Consider the following 23,884-nt stretch of genomic DNA (forward strand, 5'->3'; position numbering starts at 1 on the left):
CTCCCGTCCTGGCCAGTCAAAGGAGCGCCTGGCGCGCGTGTTGTGCCACCCGCGCAAGCCAGCCGCCTGCACCAACGGTTGCTCCATGGCTCCCTGAGGCGGTGTCACTGAACATCTGGGAGCGGTGGGTTGGTGGGAAAGTGCACGCGGATGGTGAGGCCGCCGTCGGGATTGCTGTCCAGGGTGAGACGGGCGTGGTGGGCGGTGGCGATGGCCTGGACGATGGACAGGCCGAGGCCGGATCCGCTGGCTGGTGAGTTGAGCCGTGGGCGTGGACCGCGACGGAAGGGTTCGAGGAGTTCGTCGACCGTGTCGCTGTCCAGATGGGGGCCGGTGTTGCGCACCGTCAGCGTGTGGTCGGTCAGGCGGACGTCGACGGTGCCGCCGGGGTGGTTGTGAGTGACGGCGTTGGCGATCAGGTTGCGGACCAGGTGGGTGAGAAGCGTCGGGTCGCCGTGGACGGTGAGAGGCTGCTGCTCCAGGCGGAAGGTGACCTGCGCTGCCCGTGCCGCGGGGGCGGCCGAGTCGGTTTCGCGGGTGGCGATCGCCGTGAGGTCGACCGACTCGTAATGATCCAGGCCGTGTTGGCCGCGGGCGAGCAGGAGCAGACCGTCGATGAGTTTTTCGCTGGTGCGGTTGGACTCCAGGAGGTCGTTGCGGATTTCGGCGAGTGCGTGCGGGTCGGGGTCGCCCAGACCGACCTGGATGAGACTGCGTTGGACCGCTAGCGGGGTGCGTAGTTCGTGGGAGGCGTTGGCGACGAAGCGGCGTTGCGCGATGAAGGTCGCCTGGAGGCGGTCGAGGAGGTCGTTGAAGGTGTCGGCGAGCGCGGTGATCTCGTCACGGTGAGCACCTGTGGTGAGACGCTGATGGAGGTTGGTCGCCGTGATCTCACGGACCGTCGTGGTGATCTCGTCGACGGGACGTAGCACGCGCACCGTGGTCCACCAGCCGACCAGGGCGGCCAGGATGGCGGCTATCGCCAGCGCGGCGACAGACCACAGGAGTTGCTGCTGGGCAGCGGCGTCGGTGATCTGCCGGCTGACCGTGGTGAGGGTTTCGCTACCGCTGGGCACCGTGGTGATGGGTCCTACGGGCTGGCCTGGTTCGGGGGGCCGGGCTGGTGCCTGGGCGGAGGGATGGTTGGCCAGGTTCGTGATCGCTCGTACCTGGGCTCCGGTGCCGTGCTGGGTGAGGAAGTAGACGGCGGTGAGCAGGAGGGCACCCAGGGCAAAGAACGCGGTGCCGAAGACGACGGCGATGCGCGTGCGGATGGTGCGTGGTTTCAGCACAGTGCGTACCCGATGCCGGGAAGGGTCTGGATCGGGTCGGGGGCCCCGAGTTTGCCGCGGAGCTTGCTCATGGTGACGCGAACCGCGCCGGTGAACGGATCCGCGTGCGCGTCCCAGGCACGTTCGAGGAGTTCCTCCGCGCTGACGGGAGTGCCGTCGGCCTCCAAGAGCACCCGCAGCACCGCGAATTCCTTCGGGGTCAGGGACAGAGTGCGGCCCTCGCGCGTGGCGTGGCGACGGGCGGTGTCCAGGGTGATGCCCGCTCGCTGCAGACGCGGTGGCGTGGCAGGCACGGCCCGGCGGGCCAATGCCTGGACTCGGGCGACAAGTTCGGGGAACTCGAAAGGTTTGCACAGGTAGTCGTCCGCTCCCAGACCCAACCCGCGGACCCGGTCATCCAGGGAGCCGGCCGCGGTGAGCATAAGGATCCGGGTCCGGGCTCCGGAGGAGGCCAGCGAGCGGCACAGCGTGTCGCCGTGCAGCCGGGGCAGGTCACGGTCCAGAACCAGCACGTCATAGTCGGTCAACTCGACCAGGTCGCGAGCCTCTTCACCGTCGAGGACCACATCCACTGCCATGCCCGCGTGCCGAAGCCCCCGGCCCAACATCTTCGCCAGGACCGGCTCGTCCTCGGCAACCAGAACCCGCATCACGCACCTCCCTGCACCTTGTCGCCACTTCCCGCCAAGGCCCTCAGGTCTCCTCGAACACCCCCGTGCTCGAGGAGACCACCCCGCCCGACGGCGGTGAGGGGCCCTTACAGATAACGGGAGGGCCCGCAGACGGTATTACCGCTTGTGGGCGGGGATGCCGGCGTGGTTGCCGCCGGGGCCCATGCCGTTGCCGTTGTGGCCGTTGGCGCTGGTCCACTTGTAGTCGGTGGTGGCCGGGGTCTTGGTCTTCTTGTGGGCGGGGATGCCGGCGTGGTCGCCGCCGGGGCCCATGCCGTCGCCGCCGCGACCGTTCGCGTCACTCCACTTGTACTCGGCAGAGGCCGGAGCCTGGCTGCCGGAGTTCACTGCGGGCTTCGATGCCTGTGAGCCGCCGTCGGTAGCCGCGTTGGCCACGCCCGACAGGGCCAGCACGCCGAGAGCGGCGCTACCCATGATCGCGGCGGTCTTGCGGGAGAACTTTGCCGTCAGGTTCATGTGAGAACTCTTTCTTCGAGCCGCTCATGCGGCTTTCGTGTGGCACTGGGCCCTTGCACCACCGAGCAAACCGGGCATCCTGTTTCGCTGGTGTCTCCTCGCTCCTTATCTCTCCCTCACTCCGGTGACGCCATCCGCCTGCCGTCACCGATCCCAAGCGGCTACTGAGGTGTGCCCGCTTACGGGATCCAAGGCCAGCCACGTGGGAAGGCTGGCGGACAGCAGCACCGAATTCTCAGGCGTCGAGCAGTTCCGCTGGCTGGAGTAGTGCCTGGAACCTGTGGAAGGCAGTCCGCCAAGGGCGTGGGTGACGTGGGTCCCTTGGCGGGCCGCGGTTCTGCCGTGCGGCCAGGGGAACTTCCGCTCGTGGGCTGGCACTTGCAGATTGATCCAGGCGGGGTCGCCCTCCTTCCTTACCCGTCGTACTGCAGCATCAGTGCAGCTGCGTCGTCGCCCAGGCAGCCCCCGGTGTGGGCTCGTACGTCGGTGTGCAGTCGGCGCAGCAGGAGGCGAGGGTCGCTGGTCGCCAGCGCGGGCAGGCGTTGGGCCAGGGGGTAGAACTCCCCTTCCTTGTCGCGCGCTTCGGTGATGCCGTCGGTGTAGAGCAGCACCGCGTCGCCGTGCCGCAGCCGCCGGCGCAGCACCGGCGGGCAGACATCCGTGGCCGGGAGCACTCCCAAGGGCGGGACACAGTGTGCGGGAGTGAGGGACTGCGGTGGACGGTCGGGGCGCAGCAGGTAGGGCGCGGGGTGACCGCAGTTGACGACCTCGATGTAGGAGTCGTGCGCGCCGCCGGCCGGTGGTAGGCAGACCAGCGCGGCGGTGACGAACTCCTCGGTGTCGTGGGGGAGGCTGCGGCTGAGGGAGCGGGCGATGCGGCGCATGACGTCGTCGGGAGCGGGCTCTTCGTGAACCGCTTCACGGAACGCGCCGAGCACCGCGGCCGCGGTGGCCACGGCCGGCAGTCCCTTGCCCTGGACGTCGCCGATGAGGGCGCGGACGCCCCAGCGGGTGAGGACCACGTCGTAGAGGTCTCCTCCGATACGAGCGAAGGCGGCCGCCGTGGTGTAGTCGACGGCGGCCCGCACCGGACCCAGGTGTTCGGGTACCGGGCGCAGCAGGACCTGCTGTGCGACGTCGGCGGTGGCGCGGACCCGAGCCAGCTCGCGGTCCTGGCGTGCCCGTGCCCAGCCGGTGAGGCAGCCGATCACGGTGGTCAGCGCGACGGCGTTCACGGTGGCCAGGTGGGTGGGGGCGAGGATGTCGTGGTTGCGGTAGGCGTCGATGAAGCTGGCGGCCAGGGTGACCGCTCCCATCAGGAGCGGGTAGCGCGCCCGGCGTCCCACCGCGGCCGCGAGGGCCGGTACGGCGGCAAGTGCGGGTGCGATGACGAGCCAGATGGGCAGCACGACGTCGACGGCTACCAGCACGAAGAGCAATACCCAGGGCAGCAATGCCGCCCAGGCTGCGCGCAGTGGCACAGCGCAGGCCAGCGGGGCCTGCCCGCGCGGCACCGCCGTGCCGCAGCGTCGGATGTCGTACCTGGTCAGAGCGGACATGACCTTTCCCATGACTGTCGGGGACGGTTGCTCGTGGCCGAGCAACCCCGGGACCGGATACGACCGTACGGAGCCGGGGACTCCTGCATCAGCCACCGTTGGGCCAGTGCATCGGTGGACACCGGTGTCCACCGATCGCGTCCTCCGGTCGTCTCCTACCGCCGCGTCCACCATGACCCGGCCGCAGTCTGCGCAGCCGCGGCGACGAGCGCGGCGGGGAGTACCCCCGCCCAGGCCGGGGCGGTCTGGTGCAGTACCACGGCCGCTGCCGCACCTGCGATCAATGCGGCGAAGCGGGCGGGAACCCAGGGGTCGGAGCGCCCCGGGCCGCTGCCCGGGGCGCGCACGATGTAGGTGGCGAGCGTGCCGGTGAGATAGGTCGTCGGGGCGGCTGCCCGGCCCGCCGCGACCATGGCCGCGCACTGGGCGCCCATGGCCGCTGCCGCCCCGCACTGCAGCACGTCCCGGGTCACGCCGCCGGGCGTACCGCCGGAAGCGGCCCACGCACCGGCGCCCGCCGCGAGCAGCGCCGCCTCTCCCAGCAGGCAGTACAGCACCGGCGCGGACCAGCGCTCGTCAGTCTCCTCCGCGCCGCGGGTGGCCCAGGCGCCCATCGCCGTACCGGCACCGAAGCCGCCCAGAGCCAGCACGGCCGCACGCACCCCGGCCCCGCGGGCCTGCCCGGCCGCCATGCCCAGCAGGGCGAGGTTGCTGGTCATCACGCCGGCGAAGACGTGGTCGAGCGCGGTGAAGGACAGCGCCTCCACCGCACCCGAGGCAGCCACCAACACGACCACCGCCAGGCACATGCGCCTGGCGGGACTGCCACTGCGATCAGAGCGGGAACGCACCGCGTGTCCTCCTCACTCCGGAAGCCGTACTTCCGCCGTCGTGGGACCGCCGGGCACACTGGTCACAACCCAGTGACCGCCCGCACTCTCGACCCGCACACGACGGCTGGTCAGCCCGATATGGCCTTCGCGCAGACGCCGTCGGACGACGTCCGGGTCGAAGCCGACGCCGTTGTCCCGGACGGTCAGCACGGTCTCGCCGTCCTCCGTGCGCAACTCCACCCACACGTCGCTTGCCCGCGCGTGTTTGGCGGCGTTGCCCAGCAGCTCACGCGCGACGGAGTACAGCAGCGCCTCATGTGCGCTACGACCGGAGGTCCGGATGTCGCAGTGCACGGTGAAGGAACCACGCTGGGCGGCTCGGTGCGCTACGGACCGCAGCGCCGGCCCCAACCCTTCAGCGGACAGGACTTGCGGGTGCAGATCGAAGATGACCCCACGCAACTCCCTTACGGTGGAGTGCACTTCAGCGCATGCGCGGGTGAGCAGGTCCCCGCCGGCTTGTGCCTGGCCGGGCTCCTGCTCCTGGAGTTCGTACAGGTCCTGCAACGCCACCAACAGGGTCTGCACCGGCCCGTCGTGCAGTGCGTCCGCAAGGTCGCCGCGTTCGCGCTGCTCCGCCTGGAGGGCGTCCTCCAGCAGCACTTCACGGGCACGGAGCAGCTCGGTGACCCGTCGGGTGCGCCGGCGCAGCAGCACGGCGATGACCACGGACGCCAGGACGGTCCACAGCAGGTACGCCAGGTCCACGAGCACCGGCCAGACATGGCTCGACCCATGACTCAGCAGGTCCGGCAGGGACACCACCGCGTAGCCGACCATGCAGACGGCGCCGAACGCGGCTGTCACCTTGGGGAGTTGCCACAGGACCGTGGCCATGGGCCACATGAAGTAGGCGTAGCGGACTGCGGAGTTCTGACCCCCGGACACCGCGGCCATGGCGGTGATCAGCGCGAGATCGACCGCCACCGCGGCCGCCGCACTGCGCATACCAGCGACGGGGCGGCGATACACCCACAGCAGGCGCGCCACCGACCACAACGCGTAGGCGGCGACCAGGACGCCGAACCACGGGCCGGTGGGATAGGCGCCAACGTAGCGGCCTGCCATGGCCAGTGGCACCAGCATCAGCAGGCGTACCCACGCCACAGAGCGGGATGCCTCGGCGCTCATCGCACCGTTGTGCCCGTGTCTACGGTGGTCGGTGTCGTGACGGCGCACGGTCGCGACAGTACCGAAGCGCAGCGAGAGCAAGCGGACATCGGAGTCAGCCGATCGGGTGGTCCGCCATCCCCCTCACGTCCCCACCACCAACCGACGGCACAGCCCTCTCCGGCGGCCCAACCTGGGTGGCATGAACAAGGACCAAACCGAAGAAGAGTTCAAGAACCTCATCATGGCCATCGAGTCGGGAGTGCCCATACCGCAACACGACTCCTACGAGGTCACCGTCGGCAATCTGTCGACTCACGCCCTCGTCTTGACCTCCATGTCCGTGTCCGGATCCTTCGATCGGGCCCCAGAGCCCGGGCACGTCCTCACCCCGGGAGGGACGGACACCTTCCTCATCACCACGACCCGGCTGCCCTCGGAGTCCGGTGCGGCCTCGCTCCGCTACCAGATGGCCGACGCCCCAGTCAGTTTTACGGCCATGGTCGGCCCCGACCACGCGTCGTCACCCACCATCGTGTTGGAAGGGCAGGGCTGCGAGGAGTACGCCGGCACCATCGAGCGTGGCGGCCGGAGCAAGCGTTCCTTCATCGCGTTGGAGCAGCCCCGTCAAGGACTGTGACGCCCCGTGCGAAGGGGAAAGGAGTGTGAGTGACATAGCAAAGCGCACGACCGCCCACGGGCGGCTCATCAGGATGCCGAACTCCGGCGCCGGGACTGTCCCAGACCGGGCGCCAGAACGCATCGCGTGACATGAAGAGCTTGAGCGTGGGCAAGCACGGAGATCAGGAAACCCTTGGGCCGGAAGAAACGAAGTGGTGAGAGCTCCATGAAGTTCGTTCGGCAGCCTGCCGAAGGCGATGCCGGGCGTTGCCGCGCGCTCCTGTCCGTCGAGCCCGACCCGGTCACCAGCAAACCGATCCGATGGTGAATACCGCGAACCCCACCTGCAGCACGAGGTCCGGCCTCACACGGTCTCCAACCGAGCCGCAGAGGAGCATCAGTGCCGCCATCGCCAGGTTGTAGGTGACCAAGACGCACTGGATGCTCAAGATCGTCGCTCCCAACTCCCGTTCCATGACCGGCAGGGCAACGTTGAGCGCGGTGACGTCGAAGCCGTGCGACAGCAGCGCACCGCAGCGCACGCCGAGCACAAGCCGTCGCTGCGGCCGTCCGAGCGCGAGTTCGGACATGTACGACCGGCCAATGGAATGCGTTGCAAAGGCGAGGCCCACCGTCCAGGGGTTGGGCGGTGAGTATGCGTCGCATCCACAAGGGGCCCGGGCCGGGCCCCTGCCGTTGGCGGGCTTGCGGGCCGGGACAGTGGCCTCCGTCACGCGCGGGTGCTCAGCGGCACGGGGCCACCCCTCTATATGCGGCGGTGACCAGGTACTTCGGGCCTGGCAGGGACGAGACGCCCAGCTTTGTAGACCGTGTCTCATCGTCCGTCGAAAGATACTTCTTGCTGTCTCGCGGCCTGCCGGGTTTGGGTGTTTCCGGTGGCCAAGGGGCCGATTCTTCCCAGGGTGGAGTTCGGACGGCCTTTTCCCGGAAGGAAGTCCATGAAGTTCTCAGCCCGTCTCGTCCTCATCCCCGTGCTGCTGGCCGGGGTGGCCGTGCCAGCGGCAGCGCTCCCGGCCGCCGCCGACTCCGGTCCCGGCGCTGTCCCCGTCCTTACGGCGGGCAACGGACCAGCCGACAAGAACGCCGTCGTCGCGGTCAGGCCGACAGCCAATGGCCAGGTCACTCCCGTCCAGATCGGTGACGCCCGGCTGACGGACTACGACGCCGGCGGCGGGCATGCACTGCTCTCCGGAAGATCTGCCAACGGACTGCAAAACGCTGGGGAGTTGAAGGCGGGGGATGTCATTGCCAGTCCGGCGACGGCAGCCGTGCCGCACGGTGCCCTGGTCAGGGTCGTGGCCGTGCATCCCCAGGCAGGTGGCGCGGTCCGGCTGGACACCACGCGGGCGAACCTCACGGAGCTCCTGGGGGACGCCAAGGCAGACCTGCGCACCCCCTTGACCGCCGCGGACCTCAAGGCCAAGTCCCTCGCCAAGGGCGGCCACGCCTCGGTCGGCGAGTCGAACGGCCGGGGGATACGGATCGACGTGAACGTCCCGATGCCGTCGGGCGTCACGCCGACGCAGGGCCATGCCTCCGCCCTGTCAGGGTGGTTGGAGCTGCGTCCGGAACTGCTCTTCGCCTACGAGCGGGCCCACTGGTACTCGGTCGCGCCCTCCAAGGCGAAGATCGGCTTTGCGTCGGACTACAACTACGGCTTCGCCGCCCACGCCGAAGGCTCCGCCTCGTACGACACCGGGCACCGACCGCTGCACATCCCGGCAGCGGAGGTCGACGTCAACAAGACCGTCTGGCTCGGCCCCGTGCCGATCGTGCTCAATCTCAAGGTCGACTACTTCTACGACATCTCTGCCAACGGCAAGATCACGATCGACGCCGAGCAGCGCACCGACGGACGCCTGGAGGTCGGAGGGGTATACGACGCCAACCGCGGCTGGACGGCACTGTCCGGCCCGGACCCGGTCAGCACGGGCACCGCGGCTCGCATCGAGGGTTCGGCCACCGCAAAGTCAGGAGTCGGCACCCACACGCAGGTCGGGCTCTACGGATCGGTGGGGGTCACAGCTGACTTCATGCCGTATCTCAAGGCGGACGCCCATGGCTTCACAGGAAGCGAGCAGCCCCAGGGCAGCGAAGCCGACTGGGCGCTGTACGCGGGTACCGATCTCACCGGCACGTTCTTCGCGAAACTGAACGTCTTCGGCACCAAAGTCCTCGACAAGAGCTGGAACTTCCCCGCGGTGAACTTCGAGCGCAAGCTGGCGGGCAGCGACAGCGGGCACTGACGCCTCACAGCCCGTTCTCGTCGCCGGTGCGGACGACGAGAACGGGGCAGTGCGCATGCTTGAGGCAGTACCAACTCACCGAACCGTGGAAACAGCGGTACAGCGCTCCATGGCTGCCGGCGCTCATGACGAGGAGGTCCCTGTCGTGGTCGGCGCAGGCAACCAGAGCAGCCCCGGCCGGCCCCCGGATGACCCTGGGCACGACGCGTAGGCCGTACGGCGCCGTGCTGAGCGCCTTCTGGCACGCTTCGGCCAGGATGTCGTCGGCCTCCTGCTCCCAGTACGCGCACACCTCCCACGGGGGCGGGATCCGACCGTCCGTCGCCTCCCCGCCCGGGGGTGCCCAGACGTACGTAGGGCACAGCACAGCGTCGTGGCATTGGGCCTCCTCCGCGGCCTGCCGGAGCGCCTCGACACTGCTGGCCGATCCGTTCACTCCGACCACAACGCGCTCGACCGTCTGTGACATCGCTCCGCTCTCCTCCGGTTCGGGTCCTGCGGCCACGGTAGGAAAGCGCACGACGCACGGCAGTCGGCCTGGTGAGGGAGGTGGTGGAGGACGGCGGCCTCCACCGATCGGAGGAGGAGCGAGAGGCGTCCAGACATACGGAATAGCCGATGTGGTCGGTCTCCGTAGTGCTCGCGGGAGCCGTGTCGTTATCGTGCGGGCATGACAGCTTGTAGGGAATGCGGCTTCGCGTACGACCTCTCTCTGGCTCCCGCGGTGTCGGAGCTCGCCAGGGGGCGTATAGGTGAGTACGAGGGCATGTTGGGGGCCGGGTCGGCGGTGTTGCGGCGGCGTTCGGCGCCGGAGGTGTGGTCCGCTCTTGAGTACGCCTGCCACGTGCGTGACGTACTGCTGGCCCAGCGCGAGCGGGTGCTGGCCGCGCGGCGCTGTGAAAAACCCGTCGCCGAGCCCATGGGGCGCGACGAGCGGGTCGACCACGACGGATACGCAGAGCAGCGGCCGGCCGACGTCGCCCGTCAACTCCGTGATGCGGCACTGCTGTTCGCCAACGTTCTCGACCGGCTGTCGCCCACGGACTGGGACCGCACACTGGTGTACACCTACCCCGAGCGCGAGGAACGTTCGCTGCGCTGGCTCGCCGTGCACACGCTGCACGAACTGCGTCATCATCTGCGCGACATGCGCTGCCAACTGGACTCCCACGAAGTGCAGTTGGGCTGACTGGGCCTTCGGTGGCGAGGTGGCCTGGCCGGCCCACAGCCTGGCTGTCGCGCCCAGACTGTTGGTTGCCGGTTCGTGCTCGTCCTTGGGCCGGGCCGGCAACCGTCGGCCCCCGCACCGCGGTTGGTCGTGCTGCGTGCCTGGGTCAGTCGAACGCGGCCCGGTGGTCGTCGGCCCAGCTCGCGTAGGTGCGCGCCGTACGGCCGAGGACGGTGTGCACGTCGTCGGTGAGCCGGGCGTTTCCTCCCTCGGCGATGTGCCGTTGGCCGCGCGGATCGCCGACGTGCTGCTGCTGCGGCCCGACGGCGCCCTGCCGCTGGTGCACCTGCCTGGTGCCGCCACCGCGTTGGTCTACCGCAGGCTCGGCACCGGAGGTGGCGAACTGCGGGTGGTCGGCCCGCGCAGCCGTGCCTCCTACCACCCCGGCAAGGAACTGCCGCTGTGTATCCGGGTCCGACTGCGTCCCGGTGCGACCCGGGCGGTGTTGGGCGTCCCGGCCAGCGAACTACGGGACGAGGCGGTGCCATTGACCGACGTGTGGGGCGACCGCGCCGAGCGCCTGGAGAACCGTCTCAACGAGCTGACCGCCCCAGGCTCGATCCTGCGGAGCGTCGAGGCCGCGCTGTTGGAGAACCTGCCCAACGGCACAGGCCCGAGTGATCGGTTGCTTCGCGAGGCCGTCGCGTCGCTGTCCACCACCTATGGACGGGTCGGCGCGCTCGCCGGGCGCCTGTCGGTCAGCGAACGCCACCTGCGCACCCTCTTCACCGACCAGGTCGGCCTGTCGCCCAAACGCTTCGCCCGCATCCAGCGCGTCCGCACGGTGTTGGCCGGGGCGGGCTCGGTGGGGTGGGCGCGACTCGCCTCGGATGCCGGCTACTACGACCAGTCGCACATGACGGCCGACTTCCACCGGCTCATGGGAGCGTCACCAGCCGCCTTCCACGCGGGCCGGCTTCCCGCAACGACACCCTGCGCAGCATGAGGCAGCAAAGCATCGGGTGACCGGGGCGGTGCTCGATCTCCTTGGGTGTCCCGGACTTTGCGTCGTCGCACCGCATCGTGCGCCCACTCCCTGGGCACGAGCAGGCGCCGTCGCAGTGGGCAGGAGGCGGTGTTGGTGACCTCGTGCACGGTGCGCCTCACGTGTTCTCGCTCGGCCTGCGCGGACGTGCGCTGTACCAGCGCTGCTGAGGGGCGAAGGGCCGCGGTCGAGCAGGTCAACATGCACCTGGCACACCCGCGCAAGGACGGCGGGCCGCGCGGTGCGGCGGAGCCGCCGGGCGATCATCGCTGCCAGGCTCCCGCCGCTGCGGCCCGCACGACGTAGTCCTCAAAGGTTCGGGGCGCCCGTCCCAGCACGGTGGCGAGGTCGTCCGTCGTCGCGGCAATCAGCCCGCGTTCCATCAGCACGAACATCTCGGCAACGTGGTGGGCGTCGTCCTCGCTCAAGCCCTCCTCGACCAGCGTCGCGGCGTACTCGGCGGGGGAGATCTGCCGGTAGGCGAGGGCCCGCCCGGACGCCCGGGAGATCAGCTCAACCGCCTCGCCGAAGGTGAGCGCACGCGGTCCGGTCAGCTCGTAGACCCGTCCGGCGTGTCGACCGGGCTCGGTCAACACCGCGGCCGCGACGTCGGCGACGTCCTCGATGTCGATGAACGGCTCGGGAACCACGCCGGCCGGGAGCGCCAACTCCCCGGCGAGCAGCGGGGCGTGGAAGACGTCCTCGTCGAAGTTCTGAGCGAAGTTCGACGACCGCAGGACGGCCCACTCCAGCGCCGAGCCGCGCACGGCGTCCTCGGCCGACCGCATGTCCAGGCCGAACGCGGAGTCGCCCCAGGTGTCGGCGCCGCGCCCGGAGAGCAGGACCAGCCGACGCACTCCGGCAGCCTCGGCCCGGGCCACGAACTCGTGCACCGGGCCCGGCACGCGCGGGGGCACGATGTAGGCGACGGCGATACCCCGCAGGGCCGCATCCCAGCCGGTGGGGTCGGACCAGTCGAAGCGGGCCCGGCTCGATCGGGAGGCGGCGCGCACTGTCGTGCCGCGCAGCCGCAGTCGGGCAGCGATCCGCCGGCCGGTCTTGCCTGTTGCGCCGAGGACGAGAGTGGTGTCGTTGTTCATGACTCCGATTGAACGCGGCCGATACGGACGATTCCATGGGTGAAAAGCCGGATCGCCTGTGTGTTCGTCTAGCCTTGGTGGGGTGGACGTGTTCAGTGACCTGATCCGCGGGGTGCGAGCCCACGGCTCGTTGTTCAGCAGCTCGACCCTGTCCCCGCCCTGGGCCCTGCACTTCGTGGACGGTGCGCCGCTGACCTTGTGCACCGTCCTTGACGGGGCGGGCTGGATCGTGCCGGAGGGCCGTCCGCCCGAGCCGCTGCGCGCCCGCGAGACGATCGTCGTGCGCGGCCCCGCGACCTTCACCTTCGTAGACGAGCCGGGCACCCGAGCCGAACCGATTGCGTGCGGCGAGCACTGCGCGACGCCCGAGCAGGGCGGGACCCGGCACCGGCGCGGCTGGAACGACCGCGGCGCGGGCGCCGGTGACGTCGCCGGCGCGACGACCCTGATCGTCGGCGCCTATCCGGTACGCGGCGAGATCAGCCACCGACTGCTGGACGCGCTGCCCGTCGTCCTACGCGTGGGCGGCGGGGGCACGGCCGACCCCGTACTGGACCATCTCGCCGCCGAGGTCTGCGTCGACGCGCCGGGCCAACAGGCAGTGCTCGACCGGCTGTTGGACTGGATGCTGGTCTGCACGCTGCGCGAGTGGTTCGACCGGCCCGGTGGCGAGCCCCCGGCCTGGTGGGCCGCCCAGCGGGACCCGGTGGCCGGCGAGGCTCTGCGCCTGCTGCACGCCGAACCGGCCGCGCCATGGACGGTCGCCGCGCTCGCTCGGCGCACCGGGGTGTCGCGTTCGACGCTGGCCAAGCGGTTCGCCGACCTCGTCGGGGAGCCGCCACTGACCTACCTCACCCGCTGGCGCATGACGCTCGCGGCAGACCTCCTGGTCGAGCAGGAGTCCGCAACCATCGCGGACGTTGCCCGCGCCGTGGGTTACTCCGACCCGTTCGGGTTCAGCGCAGCGTTCAAACGGGTCCGAGGTGCCAACCCGAGCGAGTTCCGGCGCACCGCGACCACTGCCTCCCCGGCGGCCGAGCGGCCCGCTCCAGCCCGCACCACCCCGGCCGACTCGATGTCTGAACCGGGGTGAGTCAAGCCAGGGTGCGATCGCACTGCGATCTGATGCCGAGGTTGCCCGCACCCGACCGCAATCATCCATCGGCCCAACTGGCCTGGCCGATCGCCGAGTTACGTGAGGGGCGGAAGGGCGCGGTGGCTAACGCCCCGTGACCCAACCGACTTTCGCCCCCCCTACCGGGGAATGCCGGCCCAGAAGTCGGCTTCGAGTCGGGCGCCGAGGGGGGCCAGGCGGGAGATTTCCACGAAGGAGGGGGTGGGCAGGTCCCGCCCGAAGTACTCACGGGCGACGGCTTCCACGCCGGGGCGTTCCCGGAGGTCGGTCAGGTACCAGGTCGACTTGATCACGCGGTCGAGGGAGGTTCCGGCCGCTTCGAGGATGGCGAGTTGGTTGCGCATCGCGATGTGGGTGTGTTCCTCGATGGTGGCCGGGGGCACGTAGCCGGTGTACATCTCCTGCGCGGTGCCGCCGATGAAGATCGGGATCGAGCCGGTGCCGGCGGAGGCGAGGAGTCGTCCACGGAGGTCGACTGAGCCGATACCACTGTTCGGCGCGGGGCTGGCTCCGTGGTCGGTGGCCACCCATGCCGCCAACTCCACCCACCGTTCCGGGTGGTTGGTCTTGGCCACCACGACGGGGGTGATGGCGGGGCAGTCACGGCCGTACCGGCCGGTGAGCATGTGTTGCAGCGCCGGCCACGTCCTCGCGTCCCGGACGTAGACAACCAGCTTGGCCAGACCCGCAGGCGAGGTGCCGAGGGTGTCCAGTTGGCGTTCGAGGTCGTGGAGGCAGCTGAGCATGTCCTGTTCGGGACCGCCCTGGGCGGCCGGTGGCCCGGTGGGAGCGGCCGTGAGTGCGTGCAGGGTGGCGGCGCTGTCGACCACGGTGGCCACCGGCACCGGCCCTTCATCCCACACCCGGCGCAACCCCTGCGGCCGACTTGCCGGCGGGGCCACCGCCCACAGGTCCATCGTCACCCGGGCGCCGTGTACGGGGGTGGCGGGCCCTTCGAGCCAGGCGGCGGCCAGTTGACGGCCGTAGCGTTCGTCCCAGGACTGCCCGGCCGCACCGATCTCCCGGCTTTCGGTCGCGAAGTAGTGCAGCTTGACCGGCTCGGCGCCTTCCCCGACCAGTTGCAGGGAGGTCTCAAGGTTGTCGAGGCAGGCGTGCATCTGCTCGTGGCTGGTCGGGGGGATGCTGCCGTTGCGTTGTGGGGTGACCAGACTGAGGAAGACCAGTTGCGCCCCGGGCTCCAGCGCATAGCCGGAGCAGAAGGCCAGCCCCGTGGGCTGCGATACGGGTTCGATCAGACGCATAGTCGTCTCGCCCTTTCTTGCATCGTGGAGATTGCTCGTGGTGTGGGGTGTGTTTGACGGACTGTGAGGCGTGGCTGCGGGGCGTGGCGGGCGGTGGGTGTCGGCTCGCCACGCCTATCCAATGGGGATGTGCGGCTGTGTGCTCAGTGGAGGTGGTGCAGGAGGGTTGCGAGGTTGGTGTGGAGGTCCGGGTGGTGGGGGAGGCCGTCGGGTCCGAAGGCGGTGTGGGCCTCGGGTATGGCGAGGCTGTGGTCGGTGACGTGCGCGCCGCAGGTGGTGAGGATCTTGCGGAGGTCGTCCTGGGCCCACTGGGCGCCGTAGGCGCTGGGGCTGGCGCTGATGAGGGTGGTGGTCTTGCCGGTCAGTGGGGAGTCACCGTAGGGGCGTGAGGCCCAGTCGAGGGCGTTCTTGAGCTGGCCGGGGACGGTGGAGTTGTACTCGGGGGTGGAGATCAGCAGGGCGTCGGCCTCGCGCAGCGCGGAGCGCAGTTCCTCGACGGCCGGGGCGGGGTCGTTTTCGCAGTCCTCGCAGAACGGGGGGATGGCGGCGAGGCCGTCGAAGAGGGTGAGCTGGACTGCGGGGTTGGCGAGGGCGGCGACCGCTCGGAGTGCGGCGGTGTTGTGCGAGTCGACCCGCAGGCTGCCGGAGATACCGAGGACGCGGACCGGGCGGCCGGGCAGGGGCGTGGAGAGGGAGGCGGTGCTGTGCATCTGGTGTTCCTCTGAGGGGTTTGTCGGGTGTCGCGGGGTGTGCGATGGGTCAGGGGATCAGGGCGAGGTGCGGTGGGTCACGTGCCATGGCTGCGGGGGTGGGGTGGTGGGCGGTGCGGTTAGGCCCGGGCGTGCGCGGCGGGCCGCTTGCTCTTGGTGGTGTCGCCGGTGGGGGGTGTCGCGCAACGGGTCAGGAGGAGCGAGCCGAGGGCGAGCGCGGCGCAGAGGGTCATGCCGAGGAACATCGGGACGGCGGTGTGTTCGCCGCCGAGTCCGACCAGGGGGGCGACGGCGGCGCTCAGTGCGCTCTGCAGCGTGCCCAGTACGGCTGAGCCGGACCCTGCGGCGTGCGGGACCTGGGCTTGGGCCAGGGCTCCGGCGTTGGCGGTCACCAGGCGCATGCCGACGAAGACCAGGCAGAGCAGCACCATGGTGAGCGCCAGGGTGAGCCGGCCGGTCAGGGCGATGGCGCACAGCGCCGCACTACAGACGACCATCGTGTAGAGGCCGGTGCGCAGGAGCCCCTGAGGGGAGAAGCGGCCGACGAGCTTGGTTCCGACCATGCTGGCGATGGTGCCGATGACGCCGACCGAGGCGAAGGCGAGCGAGGCGTGGCCGACGCTGAGGCCGAGGATCTTCTGGAAGAGGAAGGCGGATCCGGCGATGTAGGAGAAGAGCATGCCGAAGGCCAGGGCGAAGGAGAGGGCGTAGCCGAGGTAGGTCCGGTTTCCCAGCACGTCGCGCAGGGCGTGCGCGGTGGCGCGTATGCCTCCGGTGTGCCGCCTGTCCTGGGGCAGGCTTTCGGGGACGAAGAGGGCGGAGCACAGCAGGGCGAGGGCGGATGCGCCGGCCAGCACCAGGAAGATGCCTCGCCAACCGGTGGACTCCGTCAGGGTGCCGCCGATGAGGGGGGCGATGATCGGGGCGAGGCCGGTGAGGGTCATCAGGGTGCCGAAGAGCTTGGCCGCGGCGTTGCCTTTGGCGATGTCGGAGATGACGGCCCGTCCGATGACGACGCCGGCGGCACCGCTGAAGCCTTGGACGAAACGCAGCGCGATCAGGGTGTTCAGCGACGGTGCGAGAGCGCACAGGATCGACGCGGCGATCATGACCACTGCCCCGGCGAGGAGGGGGCGACGTCGGCCGAAGCGGTCGGAGACCGGGCCGAGAACCAGTTGCCCCAGGCCCATGCCGAGCATGAAGGCGGTCAGGGTGAGCTGGATGCCGGAGGCGTTGCTGTGCAACTCGCCGGTCATCTGCGGGAAGGCGGGCAGGTACATATCCGTGGCCAGCGGGGTCACGAACGACAGCAGCCCCAAGGTCGCGGTCAGCGGGAACATGGGATCTCCGAAGGTGTAACGGGACGTCGCCGGCAGCCGTGGGTTCGGCACGCAGAGGCAACACTAATACTTATAGATATATACATTGATGCTAACGTGGATCCATGTCAACGCAAGAGCCCCACCCGACGACAGGCGACCACCTGGACCAGGCAAGGGAGCTGACCCCCGCCCTGCACGCGCTCTCCCGCGTCCTGCGCTTGCGCATGCGCGGCTCAGAAGAGGTCGGACTCCAACCGCTCCCGCCAGCGGAATACGAGGTGCTGCGCGCCGTCCTGGACGAGCCGGGCATCGGCGTCGGCGTCCTCGCCCGACGGATCGGCCTGCACGCCAGCAACGTCAGCGCCACGGTCCGCGGCCTCGCAGGCCGCGGCCTCGTGCTCCGCGAACCGGACCCCGCCGATCGCCGCGCGGTACAGCTCCACCCCACCGCCCAGGCAACCGCAGACCTGCGCCGCATCGAACAGCACTGGGCGCAGACCCTCGCGACCCACCTGGCGCGACTCACAGGGGACCAGCGCGCCGCCCTTCATGCCGCCATCCCCGCACTGCAAGCCCTCAGCGACGCCCTCAAGGACACCTGACAGCCACCACAAAATTGATCATGAACGCCGACTCCACCAAGCCAGACATCTTCCTCCCCGCACTGGGCCTGGTCGGCTGGGCCCGCTGGTTCTGGCGACAACTCACCTCCATGCGGATCGCGCTGCTACTGCTGTTGCTGTTGTCGACCGGTGCCGTGCCCGGCTCGCTGATTCCTCAGACCAGCAGCGACCCGGTCAAAGTCGACGAGTTCAAGGCCTCGCACGCCACCCTCGGCGGGATCTACGACAAGCTGGGGATGTTCCACGTCTACAGCTCGGTGTGGTTCTCAGCGATCTACCTGCTGCTGTTCATCTCGCTGATCGGCTGCATCGTGCCGCGCGCCTGGCAGTTCGTCAGGCAGCTCCGCGGCCGCCCGCCGGCCGCCCCACGTCGACTCGCCCGGCTACCCGCGTACACAACCTGGCGCACCAACGCGCCCCCTGACGAGGTCCTCGCCGCCGCCGAACGGATGCTGACGAAGCGCCACTTCCGGGAAGGTGGTCCGCGCCGAGAACTTCGCGATCTCTGCTTCGGTGAGGTGCCCTCGTCCCCGCGGTGAACCGGCGGCAGCCACAGGCATGGGGACGGGGCACGCAGCAACCGCAACACGCCCCGGTACGTTGTCCCGAAACGACGCCGGATCTACCTCACGCGGTGGTGAGAACTCGCAGAGGAAAGAGGCGAGGGACTGTAGGCCCCGTTGACCGGGCCTGCTTTTTCTGCGGAAGGGTCGGTTTTCTTGGTGGTGACCAGTACGCCGAGCAGAGCGGTGGCGAGGCCGCCGGCTGTGAGGATCCACCAGGCGGGCCGGACCGCGGAGGTGAAGGCGGTGGCGTCGGTCAGGGGTGCGCCGTGCAGTCCGGTGCTGAGGATCGCGCCGAGGACGGCGACGCCCATCGCGAAGGCGGAGCGGCCGAAGGTCGTCAGCATCCCCGAGGCCAGGCCGGACTGGTCGGCCGGCAGGCTGGAGACGCCTGCGGTGAGGACCAGCGGGCTGGAGAGGCCGATGCCGAGGCCGAACAGGGCGTACTCGACCGCCAACAGGGGGCGGGCGGGGTCGGCGCTGAAGTGTGCCATCAGTGAGGTGCTCACCGCGAGGGCCAGCCCTGCCCCGATCAGGAGCGGCCGTGTTCCGTACCGTTTGGCGAGCGGGGCCGCGCACAGCGAGGAAGCGGCCAGGACGCCCGCGGGCACCAGCATCCACAGTCCTGCCTGTGCGGCGGACATGCGTAGGGGGTTTTGAAGGTAGAGCGCGGCGAGGAAGAAGAACCCACCCAAGGTCCCAAAGACCGACAGCGTCGCGGCGATCGCGCCGCAAAAACGTGCGTCGCGGAAGAACGCCGGCTCGATCAACGGCTCGTCGCACCGCTGCTCGTGGACCACCAGAGCCAGGCCCGAGGCGACGGTGACGGCCAGGCTGGCGAGGACGCTGGGTGCTGTCAGGCCCGCTCGCGGTGCTGCGATGATCGCGTATGCCAACGGTCCCAGGACGGTGACGACCAGCAGTTGGCCCAGCCGGTCGGGTTGGCGCGGCCGTGCGGCCCGCGACTCCGCAACGCCGCGTGCCGCGGCGATCGCGCCGATGAGGCCGAGGGGGACGTTGAGCCAGAAGACCGACCGCCAGCCGGCGGCCCCCACCAGGAGGCCGCCGACCACCGGTCCGAGGGCCAGGCCGAGGCCGTAGGACCCCATCCACACGCCTACCGCCCGGACCCTCTCACGGCGGTCGGGGTAGGCGTTGGCGACGATCGCGACGGCCACGGGGCCCAGTCCGGCGGCCCCCACGCCCTGCAGGACGCGGAAACCGATCAGCGCAGGCAGGTCCGGCGCGAGGGCGCACAGTACGGAACCGACGGTGAAGACGGCCATGCCTGCTATGAGCACGCGTTTGCGGCCGATCCGGTCGCCCGTCGATCCGGCGTAGAGCATCAGCGTGGCCATGGCCAGGCTGTAGGCCGCGACAGCCCACTGCATTCCGGAGACCGAGGCCCCCAGATCCCGCTCCATCGCCGGCAGAGCGACGTTCAGCGCGGTGACGTCGACGCCGACCATGAGGATGGCGACGCAGCAGATCGCCAGGACCAGACCGCGCCGACGAGCGGAGTGCACAGGCATGGCAACGACCTTTCCTAAGGTGCCTTACCTGCGACGATCCGCTCCCGCATGCCGTCAACCCATCGGCCGGGCAGAGGACGGACGGACCACCCTTGCTCCTCCGATCGCCCGACCCGCCCTTCGTCCGACACCGCGGCGACAACACATCGTGATGGATCAACTACAGGGTGCTGGCCAGACGCTGTGGGCAGCAGGCGTGTCAACGCATCCGCGTGGCCGCGGACTTGGCTGAGGGCAGGAGTGCTCATACGGCGCTGTCCGCGCGAAGGCCGAGTGCGCTAAAGCCTGGCCCTGTCAAGTGGTGCGGATTTCGAGTCGCGGTGAGCAAGTCGGGGTGTGCAGAGCGGTGTTCGCCTCCTGGCGGGCACCGGGTTCCTTCCTCAGCAGGCCGTTCGTAGGACCCTCGGGTCCTCCCCGGAGTCCTACGAACGCCTGGCACGACACGACACGCTTCAGGGGAAAGCTCGAACCAGACGCCGCACAGGACGTGATGCGGTCCCGACCCCGTCCCCTCCGCAGCGGCTCGACAACAGGCTGGGGCGCCCTACCCCCCTTCGTGCCCTCGCCTTCGGTCCCATACGAGGAAGGGGTTCCCATGCGCAGCTCAATCGTTGCCTCTGCGCTCACTCTCTGCGGCGTGGTTGCCTGCGTTCCAGTCGCCCTGGCCAACCCGGCCTCGGCGCAACCGTCTTCGCCCGCACGTTCCTCCACCGCCAGCTTGCCGGCCCACCCGGCGGTCGGAGCGGGGAAGTTGACCCTCACCCCGAGCACGGCCCGCACCGGGCGCACGATCCGGGTGACCGGGGCCGCAGCGCCCTATCCGGGGGCCAGGTACGTATCCGTCCAAACCAAGGCGGGCGTTGTCCACATCACCAGCACCAGAGCCCAACACGTCCGGGGTTTCCTGCGGATCAACGCCGGGCCCGGCAACTACCTGGTCGTCATGAAGTTCAGCAACGGCAACGCCGTAGCGAGACTTCACGTGGTCGGCTGCCACGCCCCGAGCGGGAGGCCGGTGCCGGCCAAGTCCGCACCACAACACCGCCGAACGGCAACGAAGGATGCCCCGCGGCCGGCGCCCCGAACAAGCGGCGGACCACACCGGTGACTTGGCAGGAACGCAGTCACTGGTGAGGCAGCCGCTGCCTCGTGCGCGCACCAAGGAGCTCACTCATCGCCTTCAAGGAGGGACGGGTGGGCTCCGCCGCGTCGTGCTGAGAGGGCTGGGGCAACCGGTTGTGGTCGGGAATTCGCAAGGTGCGCCGTTCGCTCTCGCCTGCGCTGCGGAGGGGATCGCCTCGGCACTGGCTGTCGTCTCCGGTGCGGACGAGGTCGCCAGGCCGGAGTTCGCTTCGGTTCTGAACGCGGACCTGCGTGGTCTCGTTGAGCGGACTGCGTGCGATCCAGCTGGCGCCGAGCAGTCTCTTGCCGGCTTCACTGCGGATGCGATGTGGGACATGGTCATGGCCGGGAGCCCAGGGTGCGACCTTGCCGTGTACCAGGATCCTGATTTCGTGGCTGGTTTCCGCAGGGCCTTGGACGAGGGATTTGCTCAGGGTGCCGCTGGTTACGCCCGTGACACGGTCCTGGCGATGGGACGGTGGCCGTTCGCCCTCGACGAGATCGATGTCCCCGTCGATATCTGGTACGGCGAGCAGGACACCAGCCACTCGCCCGATAACGGAGCACTGCTCGCTGCCCGTGTGCCCGGTGCTCAACACCGTGTCGTGCCGGGAATCGGTGGTGCCCTGCTGTGGACACCTGCCGAGTCGATCCTCGCGCTCCTCCTTGAAAAGACCATCACCGACCAGTAGACCCTCGGTTCGTGGCCGTGCTGGGTGTGAGGCGTGCACGTGCCAAACAGCGATCTTCGTCAAGCTGTGCGGGTGGGGGAATCGACGTCCATAGCCGTGAAGTCCGATGGTCAGCCGCCCTGACAGGCGGCTGACCATCAAAGGCATGCAGTGGAATAGGACAGCCGGCCTTCGCCGGTTCCTCGACTCGTGCCCGTCAGTCGCTGTGGTTGACCGGCTCGGGGTCGGCGTCGAGTGCATCGAGCACGGCGTCGCCGTTGGCCCTTGCCCACTCGGTCAGCATGTGGATCGGTTCGATCAGCGTCGCCCCGAGCGGGGTGAGTTCGTACTCGACGCGGGGCGGCACCTCGGCGTAGGCGTGGCGGCGGATGAGTCCGTGTGCCTGTAGCCGTCGGAGCGTCTGGGTGAGCATCTTGCGGGAGATGCCGCCGATCAGCTCGATCAACTCGCCATGGCGCACCGGGCCCTTGCTGAGGCCGTAGAGCACGACCACCGTCCACTTGTCGGCGATCAGCTCGACCGCCAGACGCGCCGGACAGTCGGCGAGGAAGGGATCACCGGGACCGAAACCGCTCATGGCGCCAAAGGTACCTGCGCCTAAGGTACGTGCTGGTTCCTGTCACGTTCATAGTCTGGGTTCTCTCCCCCCTTCAAAAGTAGGAGAGTCATGCGAGTCATCACCCAGCACACGCTCGGCGGTCCCGAGGTGCTCACCATCGTGGACGCGCCCGAGCCCCAGCCCCTCCCGACGGAGGTTCTCGTCCGCGTCAAAGCGATCGGGCTGAACCCGCTGGAGGCGCGCCTGCGCGCCGGCGAGTTCCCGCTGATCGGTCGGCCGCCGTTCGTCCTCGGCTGGGACATCAGCGGCGTGGTCGAACAGGGGCCGCAGACGTGGCGGTTCAGGCCCGGCGACGAGGTGTTCGGGATGCCGCTGTTCCCGCGGGCGGCGCGCGCGTACGCCGAGGTCGTGTCGGCGCCGGCGTTGCACCTGGTGCGCAAGCCGGCCTCGCTCTCGCACATCGAGGCGTCGGCGCTGCCGATTGTCGGGCTGACGGCGTGGCAGGGCCTCGTCGACCTCGGCGGCGTGACCGAGGGCGACCGCGTCCTGGTCCACGGCGGCGGTGGCGGGATCGGCCACGTCGCGATCCAGATCGCGAAAGCGCTCGGCGCGCACGTGATCGCTACCGCGAGGGGGAGCAAGCGGAGGTTCGTCGAGGGGTTCGGCGCCGACGAGGTGATCGACTACACGGCGGTCGACTTCACCGAGACGGTCCGTGACATCGACGTCGTGCTCGACACCATCGGCGGCGACACCGTCGAGCGGTCGCTCGAAGTGCTCCGCCCAGGCGGTCACCTGGTGACGGCGGTCGCCGAGGAGGATGCGGAGCTTGCCGCCGGGTACGAGGCCGCCGGTATGCGCTTCAGCGGCATCGCGGTCGACCCCGATCCGGTCGCCCTGCGAGGTCTCGTCGAACTCGTCGAACAGGGCAGGCTCCGGGTCCACGTGCAGGAGACGTTCCCGTTCGAGCGCGTCGCCGACGCGCACCGACTGCTCGACCGCGGTCACCTCCAGGGCAAGCTCGTCCTCACCGTCTGATCCCGTCGAGGGGTCTCACGCGAGCGGAGGCCCTGCTGAGTTGTCCCCTTACGCCTCCACGAGCCGGCTCCGGCCTCGCGCCTCAACGAACCGAGTTCTCCTGGTTCACGTACAGCACGGGGATCAGCAGCAAAAGTGCCACAGCAGCGTGGTGCCGTAGTTCTGGCCCGCCTGGCCGTAGGTGGCGAAGGCGCCGGCGTCGTTGTCACCGACCATCACGATCAACCCCGGGCCGACGATGGCGAGAAGGGTCTTGAACTTGGCGCCGACCCGTGGACGAGGGCCGACGTCGTCCGCATGGATCGAACCCAGCGCACCGCGGATGTCTCCGACGTGAGCGTCGTCGATCACCCCGGAACCTCTCGAACCCCCGGTGAATGAGTCCGTGTTGGTCATGAGCCGCCTCCTCGAACGGTGTGCCTGTCGCCCGGCGGCAGGTATTCCCTCCCCTCTACGCGCTCTCTTGCGGCGTGGGCCACCGCGGTCCGCAGTGCCTGGCAGCACCCCTCGACCGGCTCTGGCGCTCCCGCCGCCCGGTAGATCGAGGTCTCACGGAACTGTCTGGGTACGAGGTGGATGAAGCAGTCGTCCGCCTCGTGGGGCAGTGCGCTGCGCGGCGCCACGGTCACTCCGACGCCGGCCAGGGCGAGCGCGACGGCCGTTTCGACGGTGGGCACGTCGGCCACGGGCAACGGCCAGGAGACGCCGTCGTCCCCGCACGTGCCGACCACCAGGTCCTGGGGGCTCCCTCCCGCTCCGCGGTGAACGATCCAGTCACGCCGCAGCAGGTCCTCCAACGGGCTCTCACGCCCGGCGAGTTGGTCGTCCGACGGGCACACCACCACGGTCTCGTCCGCCGCCAAGTGGTCGACGCGGCCCTCCCCGTGAGCGGGGCACGGGCCGACAGCGATGTCCGCGGCTCCGGACTGCACGGCCGCTCGCAGTTGGCGACTCTCGTTACGGGTCTCGACCACGAGCGGGGCGCCGGCGCAGGCCCGCGCCGTGTCCGCGAGCGCGGGCACCAGGCCGGGAAGGAGCGCGGGCAGCGTGACCAGCCGGACCGCGGCGCGCCTCTTCTCGTCCGCGGCGCGGGCCGCAGCCTGGGCCAGGGTGGCGCTGCGCA

The 23,884-nt window shown here is 69.7% G+C and carries 23 protein-coding genes and 3 pseudogenes; 9 read left to right on the forward strand and 17 right to left on the reverse strand.

Annotation, left to right across the window (positions count from 1 at the left end; all coding sequences use genetic code 11):
* Positions 1–104: 104 nt before the first annotated feature.
* From ACIQU6_RS33815 to ACIQU6_RS33840, 6 genes are all read right to left on the reverse strand, one after another.
* Positions 105–1,292: a sensor histidine kinase gene (locus tag ACIQU6_RS33815; RefSeq protein ID WP_403485560.1), complete on the reverse strand. Its 1,188-nt coding sequence runs from the start codon at positions 1,290–1,292 to the stop codon at positions 105–107.
* Positions 1,286–1,942 (reverse strand): response regulator transcription factor, encoded by a 657-nt coding sequence (locus ACIQU6_RS33820; RefSeq protein ID WP_403485561.1) that lies wholly within the window; start codon positions 1,940–1,942, stop codon positions 1,286–1,288. Before ACIQU6_RS33820 ends, ACIQU6_RS33815 begins: the two co-directional genes overlap by 7 nt.
* A gap of 138 nt (positions 1,943–2,080) precedes the next feature.
* Positions 2,081–2,440, reverse strand: coding sequence for a hypothetical protein (locus tag ACIQU6_RS33825; protein WP_403485562.1), 360 nt, complete (start codon positions 2,438–2,440; stop codon positions 2,081–2,083).
* Positions 2,441–2,853: 413 nt separating this feature from the next.
* Positions 2,854–3,999, reverse strand: a complete 1,146-nt coding sequence (locus ACIQU6_RS33830; RefSeq protein ID WP_403485563.1) for a PP2C family protein-serine/threonine phosphatase — start codon at positions 3,997–3,999, stop codon at positions 2,854–2,856.
* A gap of 155 nt (positions 4,000–4,154) precedes the next feature.
* Positions 4,155–4,850 carry a DUF1275 family protein gene (locus tag ACIQU6_RS33835; protein WP_403485564.1) on the reverse strand — a complete coding sequence of 232 codons (696 nt, stop codon included), beginning with the start codon at positions 4,848–4,850 and terminating at the stop codon, positions 4,155–4,157.
* Positions 4,851–4,862: 12 nt separating this feature from the next.
* Positions 4,863–6,023 (reverse strand): sensor histidine kinase, encoded by a 1,161-nt coding sequence (locus tag ACIQU6_RS33840; protein WP_403485565.1) that lies wholly within the window; start codon positions 6,021–6,023, stop codon positions 4,863–4,865.
* A gap of 181 nt (positions 6,024–6,204) precedes the next feature.
* Between ACIQU6_RS33840 and ACIQU6_RS33845 the strand changes: the two genes are divergently transcribed.
* Complete coding sequence (locus tag ACIQU6_RS33845) at positions 6,205–6,642, forward strand: hypothetical protein (protein ID WP_403485566.1); 438 nt, start codon at positions 6,205–6,207, stop codon at positions 6,640–6,642.
* 283 nt (positions 6,643–6,925) lie between these two features.
* Here the strand turns inward: ACIQU6_RS33845 and ACIQU6_RS33850 are convergent, their stop codons facing one another.
* Positions 6,926–7,213, reverse strand: coding sequence for an MFS transporter (locus tag ACIQU6_RS33850; protein ID WP_403485567.1), 288 nt, complete (start codon positions 7,211–7,213; stop codon positions 6,926–6,928).
* Between the two features lie 369 nt (positions 7,214–7,582).
* Between ACIQU6_RS33850 and ACIQU6_RS33855 the strand changes: the two genes are divergently transcribed.
* Positions 7,583–8,890, forward strand: coding sequence for a hypothetical protein (locus ACIQU6_RS33855; protein ID WP_403485568.1), 1,308 nt, complete (start codon positions 7,583–7,585; stop codon positions 8,888–8,890).
* 4 nt (positions 8,891–8,894) lie between these two features.
* On the opposite strand, the gene ACIQU6_RS33860 is transcribed toward ACIQU6_RS33855, so the two are convergent.
* The gene (locus ACIQU6_RS33860) at positions 8,895–9,359 is read right to left on the reverse strand and encodes a universal stress protein (RefSeq protein WP_403485569.1); all 465 of its coding nucleotides are present in this window, start codon (positions 9,357–9,359) and stop codon (positions 8,895–8,897) included.
* A gap of 201 nt (positions 9,360–9,560) precedes the next feature.
* On the opposite strand from ACIQU6_RS33860, the gene ACIQU6_RS33865 reads away from it, so the two are divergent.
* Both ACIQU6_RS33865 and ACIQU6_RS33870 read left to right on the forward strand, forming a co-directional pair.
* Positions 9,561–10,079, forward strand: a complete 519-nt coding sequence (locus ACIQU6_RS33865) for a DinB family protein (protein ID WP_403485570.1) — start codon at positions 9,561–9,563, stop codon at positions 10,077–10,079.
* A gap of 136 nt (positions 10,080–10,215) precedes the next feature.
* Complete coding sequence (locus tag ACIQU6_RS33870) at positions 10,216–11,064, forward strand: helix-turn-helix domain-containing protein (protein ID WP_403485571.1); 849 nt, start codon at positions 10,216–10,218, stop codon at positions 11,062–11,064.
* A gap of 25 nt (positions 11,065–11,089) precedes the next feature.
* On the opposite strand, the pseudogene ACIQU6_RS33875 reads toward ACIQU6_RS33870, so the two are convergent.
* Both ACIQU6_RS33875 and ACIQU6_RS33880 read right to left on the reverse strand, forming a co-directional pair.
* Positions 11,090–11,216: pseudogene (locus tag ACIQU6_RS33875) on the reverse strand (transposase); the annotation flags it as partial.
* 150 nt (positions 11,217–11,366) lie between these two features.
* Positions 11,367–12,203, reverse strand: coding sequence for an NAD(P)H-binding protein (locus ACIQU6_RS33880; RefSeq protein WP_403485572.1), 837 nt, complete (start codon positions 12,201–12,203; stop codon positions 11,367–11,369).
* Between the two features lie 82 nt (positions 12,204–12,285).
* Between ACIQU6_RS33880 and ACIQU6_RS33885 the strand changes: the two genes are divergently transcribed.
* A complete protein-coding gene (locus ACIQU6_RS33885; RefSeq protein WP_403485573.1) occupies positions 12,286–13,296 on the forward strand; it encodes a cupin domain-containing protein in 1,011 nt (336 codons plus the stop codon).
* Positions 13,297–13,457: 161 nt separating this feature from the next.
* On the opposite strand, the gene ACIQU6_RS33890 is transcribed toward ACIQU6_RS33885, so the two are convergent.
* The 3 genes from ACIQU6_RS33890 to ACIQU6_RS33900 all read right to left on the reverse strand — a co-directional run bounded on the left by ACIQU6_RS33890 (position 13,458) and on the right by ACIQU6_RS33900 (position 16,650).
* Positions 13,458–14,600, reverse strand: a complete 1,143-nt coding sequence (locus ACIQU6_RS33890) for a Rid family hydrolase (protein ID WP_403485574.1) — start codon at positions 14,598–14,600, stop codon at positions 13,458–13,460.
* A 143-nt stretch (positions 14,601–14,743) separates the two neighbouring features.
* Entirely contained in the window at positions 14,744–15,310 is a 567-nt protein-coding gene (locus tag ACIQU6_RS33895) for an NADPH-dependent FMN reductase (RefSeq protein ID WP_403485575.1), read from the reverse strand.
* Between the two features lie 119 nt (positions 15,311–15,429).
* Positions 15,430–16,650, reverse strand: a complete 1,221-nt coding sequence (locus tag ACIQU6_RS33900) for a multidrug effflux MFS transporter (RefSeq protein ID WP_403485576.1) — start codon at positions 16,648–16,650, stop codon at positions 15,430–15,432.
* Positions 16,651–16,754: 104 nt separating this feature from the next.
* Between ACIQU6_RS33900 and ACIQU6_RS33905 the strand changes: the two genes are divergently transcribed.
* Both ACIQU6_RS33905 and ACIQU6_RS33910 read left to right on the forward strand, forming a co-directional pair.
* The gene (locus ACIQU6_RS33905) at positions 16,755–17,234 is read left to right on the forward strand and encodes a MarR family winged helix-turn-helix transcriptional regulator (protein WP_403485577.1); all 480 of its coding nucleotides are present in this window, start codon (positions 16,755–16,757) and stop codon (positions 17,232–17,234) included.
* Between the two features lie 14 nt (positions 17,235–17,248).
* Positions 17,249–17,728: pseudogene (locus ACIQU6_RS33910) on the forward strand (cytochrome c biogenesis protein ResB); the annotation flags it as partial.
* A gap of 149 nt (positions 17,729–17,877) precedes the next feature.
* Here ACIQU6_RS33910 and ACIQU6_RS33915 read toward each other — a convergent pair.
* Positions 17,878–19,350, reverse strand: a complete 1,473-nt coding sequence (locus tag ACIQU6_RS33915) for an MFS transporter (protein ID WP_403485578.1) — start codon at positions 19,348–19,350, stop codon at positions 17,878–17,880.
* Positions 19,351–20,480: 1,130 nt separating this feature from the next.
* Between ACIQU6_RS33915 and ACIQU6_RS33920 the strand changes: the two genes are divergently transcribed.
* Positions 20,481–21,164 carry an alpha/beta hydrolase gene (locus ACIQU6_RS33920; RefSeq protein WP_403485579.1) on the forward strand — a complete coding sequence of 228 codons (684 nt, stop codon included), beginning with the start codon at positions 20,481–20,483 and terminating at the stop codon, positions 21,162–21,164.
* A gap of 196 nt (positions 21,165–21,360) precedes the next feature.
* On the opposite strand, the gene ACIQU6_RS33925 is transcribed toward ACIQU6_RS33920, so the two are convergent.
* Positions 21,361–21,741 carry a winged helix-turn-helix transcriptional regulator gene (locus tag ACIQU6_RS33925; protein ID WP_403485580.1) on the reverse strand — a complete coding sequence of 127 codons (381 nt, stop codon included), beginning with the start codon at positions 21,739–21,741 and terminating at the stop codon, positions 21,361–21,363.
* A 90-nt stretch (positions 21,742–21,831) separates the two neighbouring features.
* Between ACIQU6_RS33925 and ACIQU6_RS33930 the strand changes: the two genes are divergently transcribed.
* Positions 21,832–22,761, forward strand: a complete 930-nt coding sequence (locus ACIQU6_RS33930; RefSeq protein ID WP_403485581.1) for an NADP-dependent oxidoreductase — start codon at positions 21,832–21,834, stop codon at positions 22,759–22,761.
* A gap of 85 nt (positions 22,762–22,846) precedes the next feature.
* Here ACIQU6_RS33930 and ACIQU6_RS33935 read toward each other — a convergent pair.
* Both ACIQU6_RS33935 and ACIQU6_RS33940 read right to left on the reverse strand, forming a co-directional pair.
* Positions 22,847–23,157, reverse strand: a pseudogene (locus ACIQU6_RS33935) (manganese transporter); the annotation flags it as partial.
* Positions 23,154–23,884, reverse strand: a 731-nt coding sequence (locus ACIQU6_RS33940) for a LysR family transcriptional regulator substrate-binding protein (protein ID WP_403485582.1), incomplete at its 5' end; no start/stop codon positions are given. The pseudogene ACIQU6_RS33935 and the gene ACIQU6_RS33940, both read right to left, overlap by 4 nt.

Source organism: Streptomyces sp. NPDC090442, from assembly GCF_044769405.1.
Classification (GTDB): domain Bacteria; phylum Actinomycetota; class Actinomycetes; order Streptomycetales; family Streptomycetaceae; genus Streptomyces.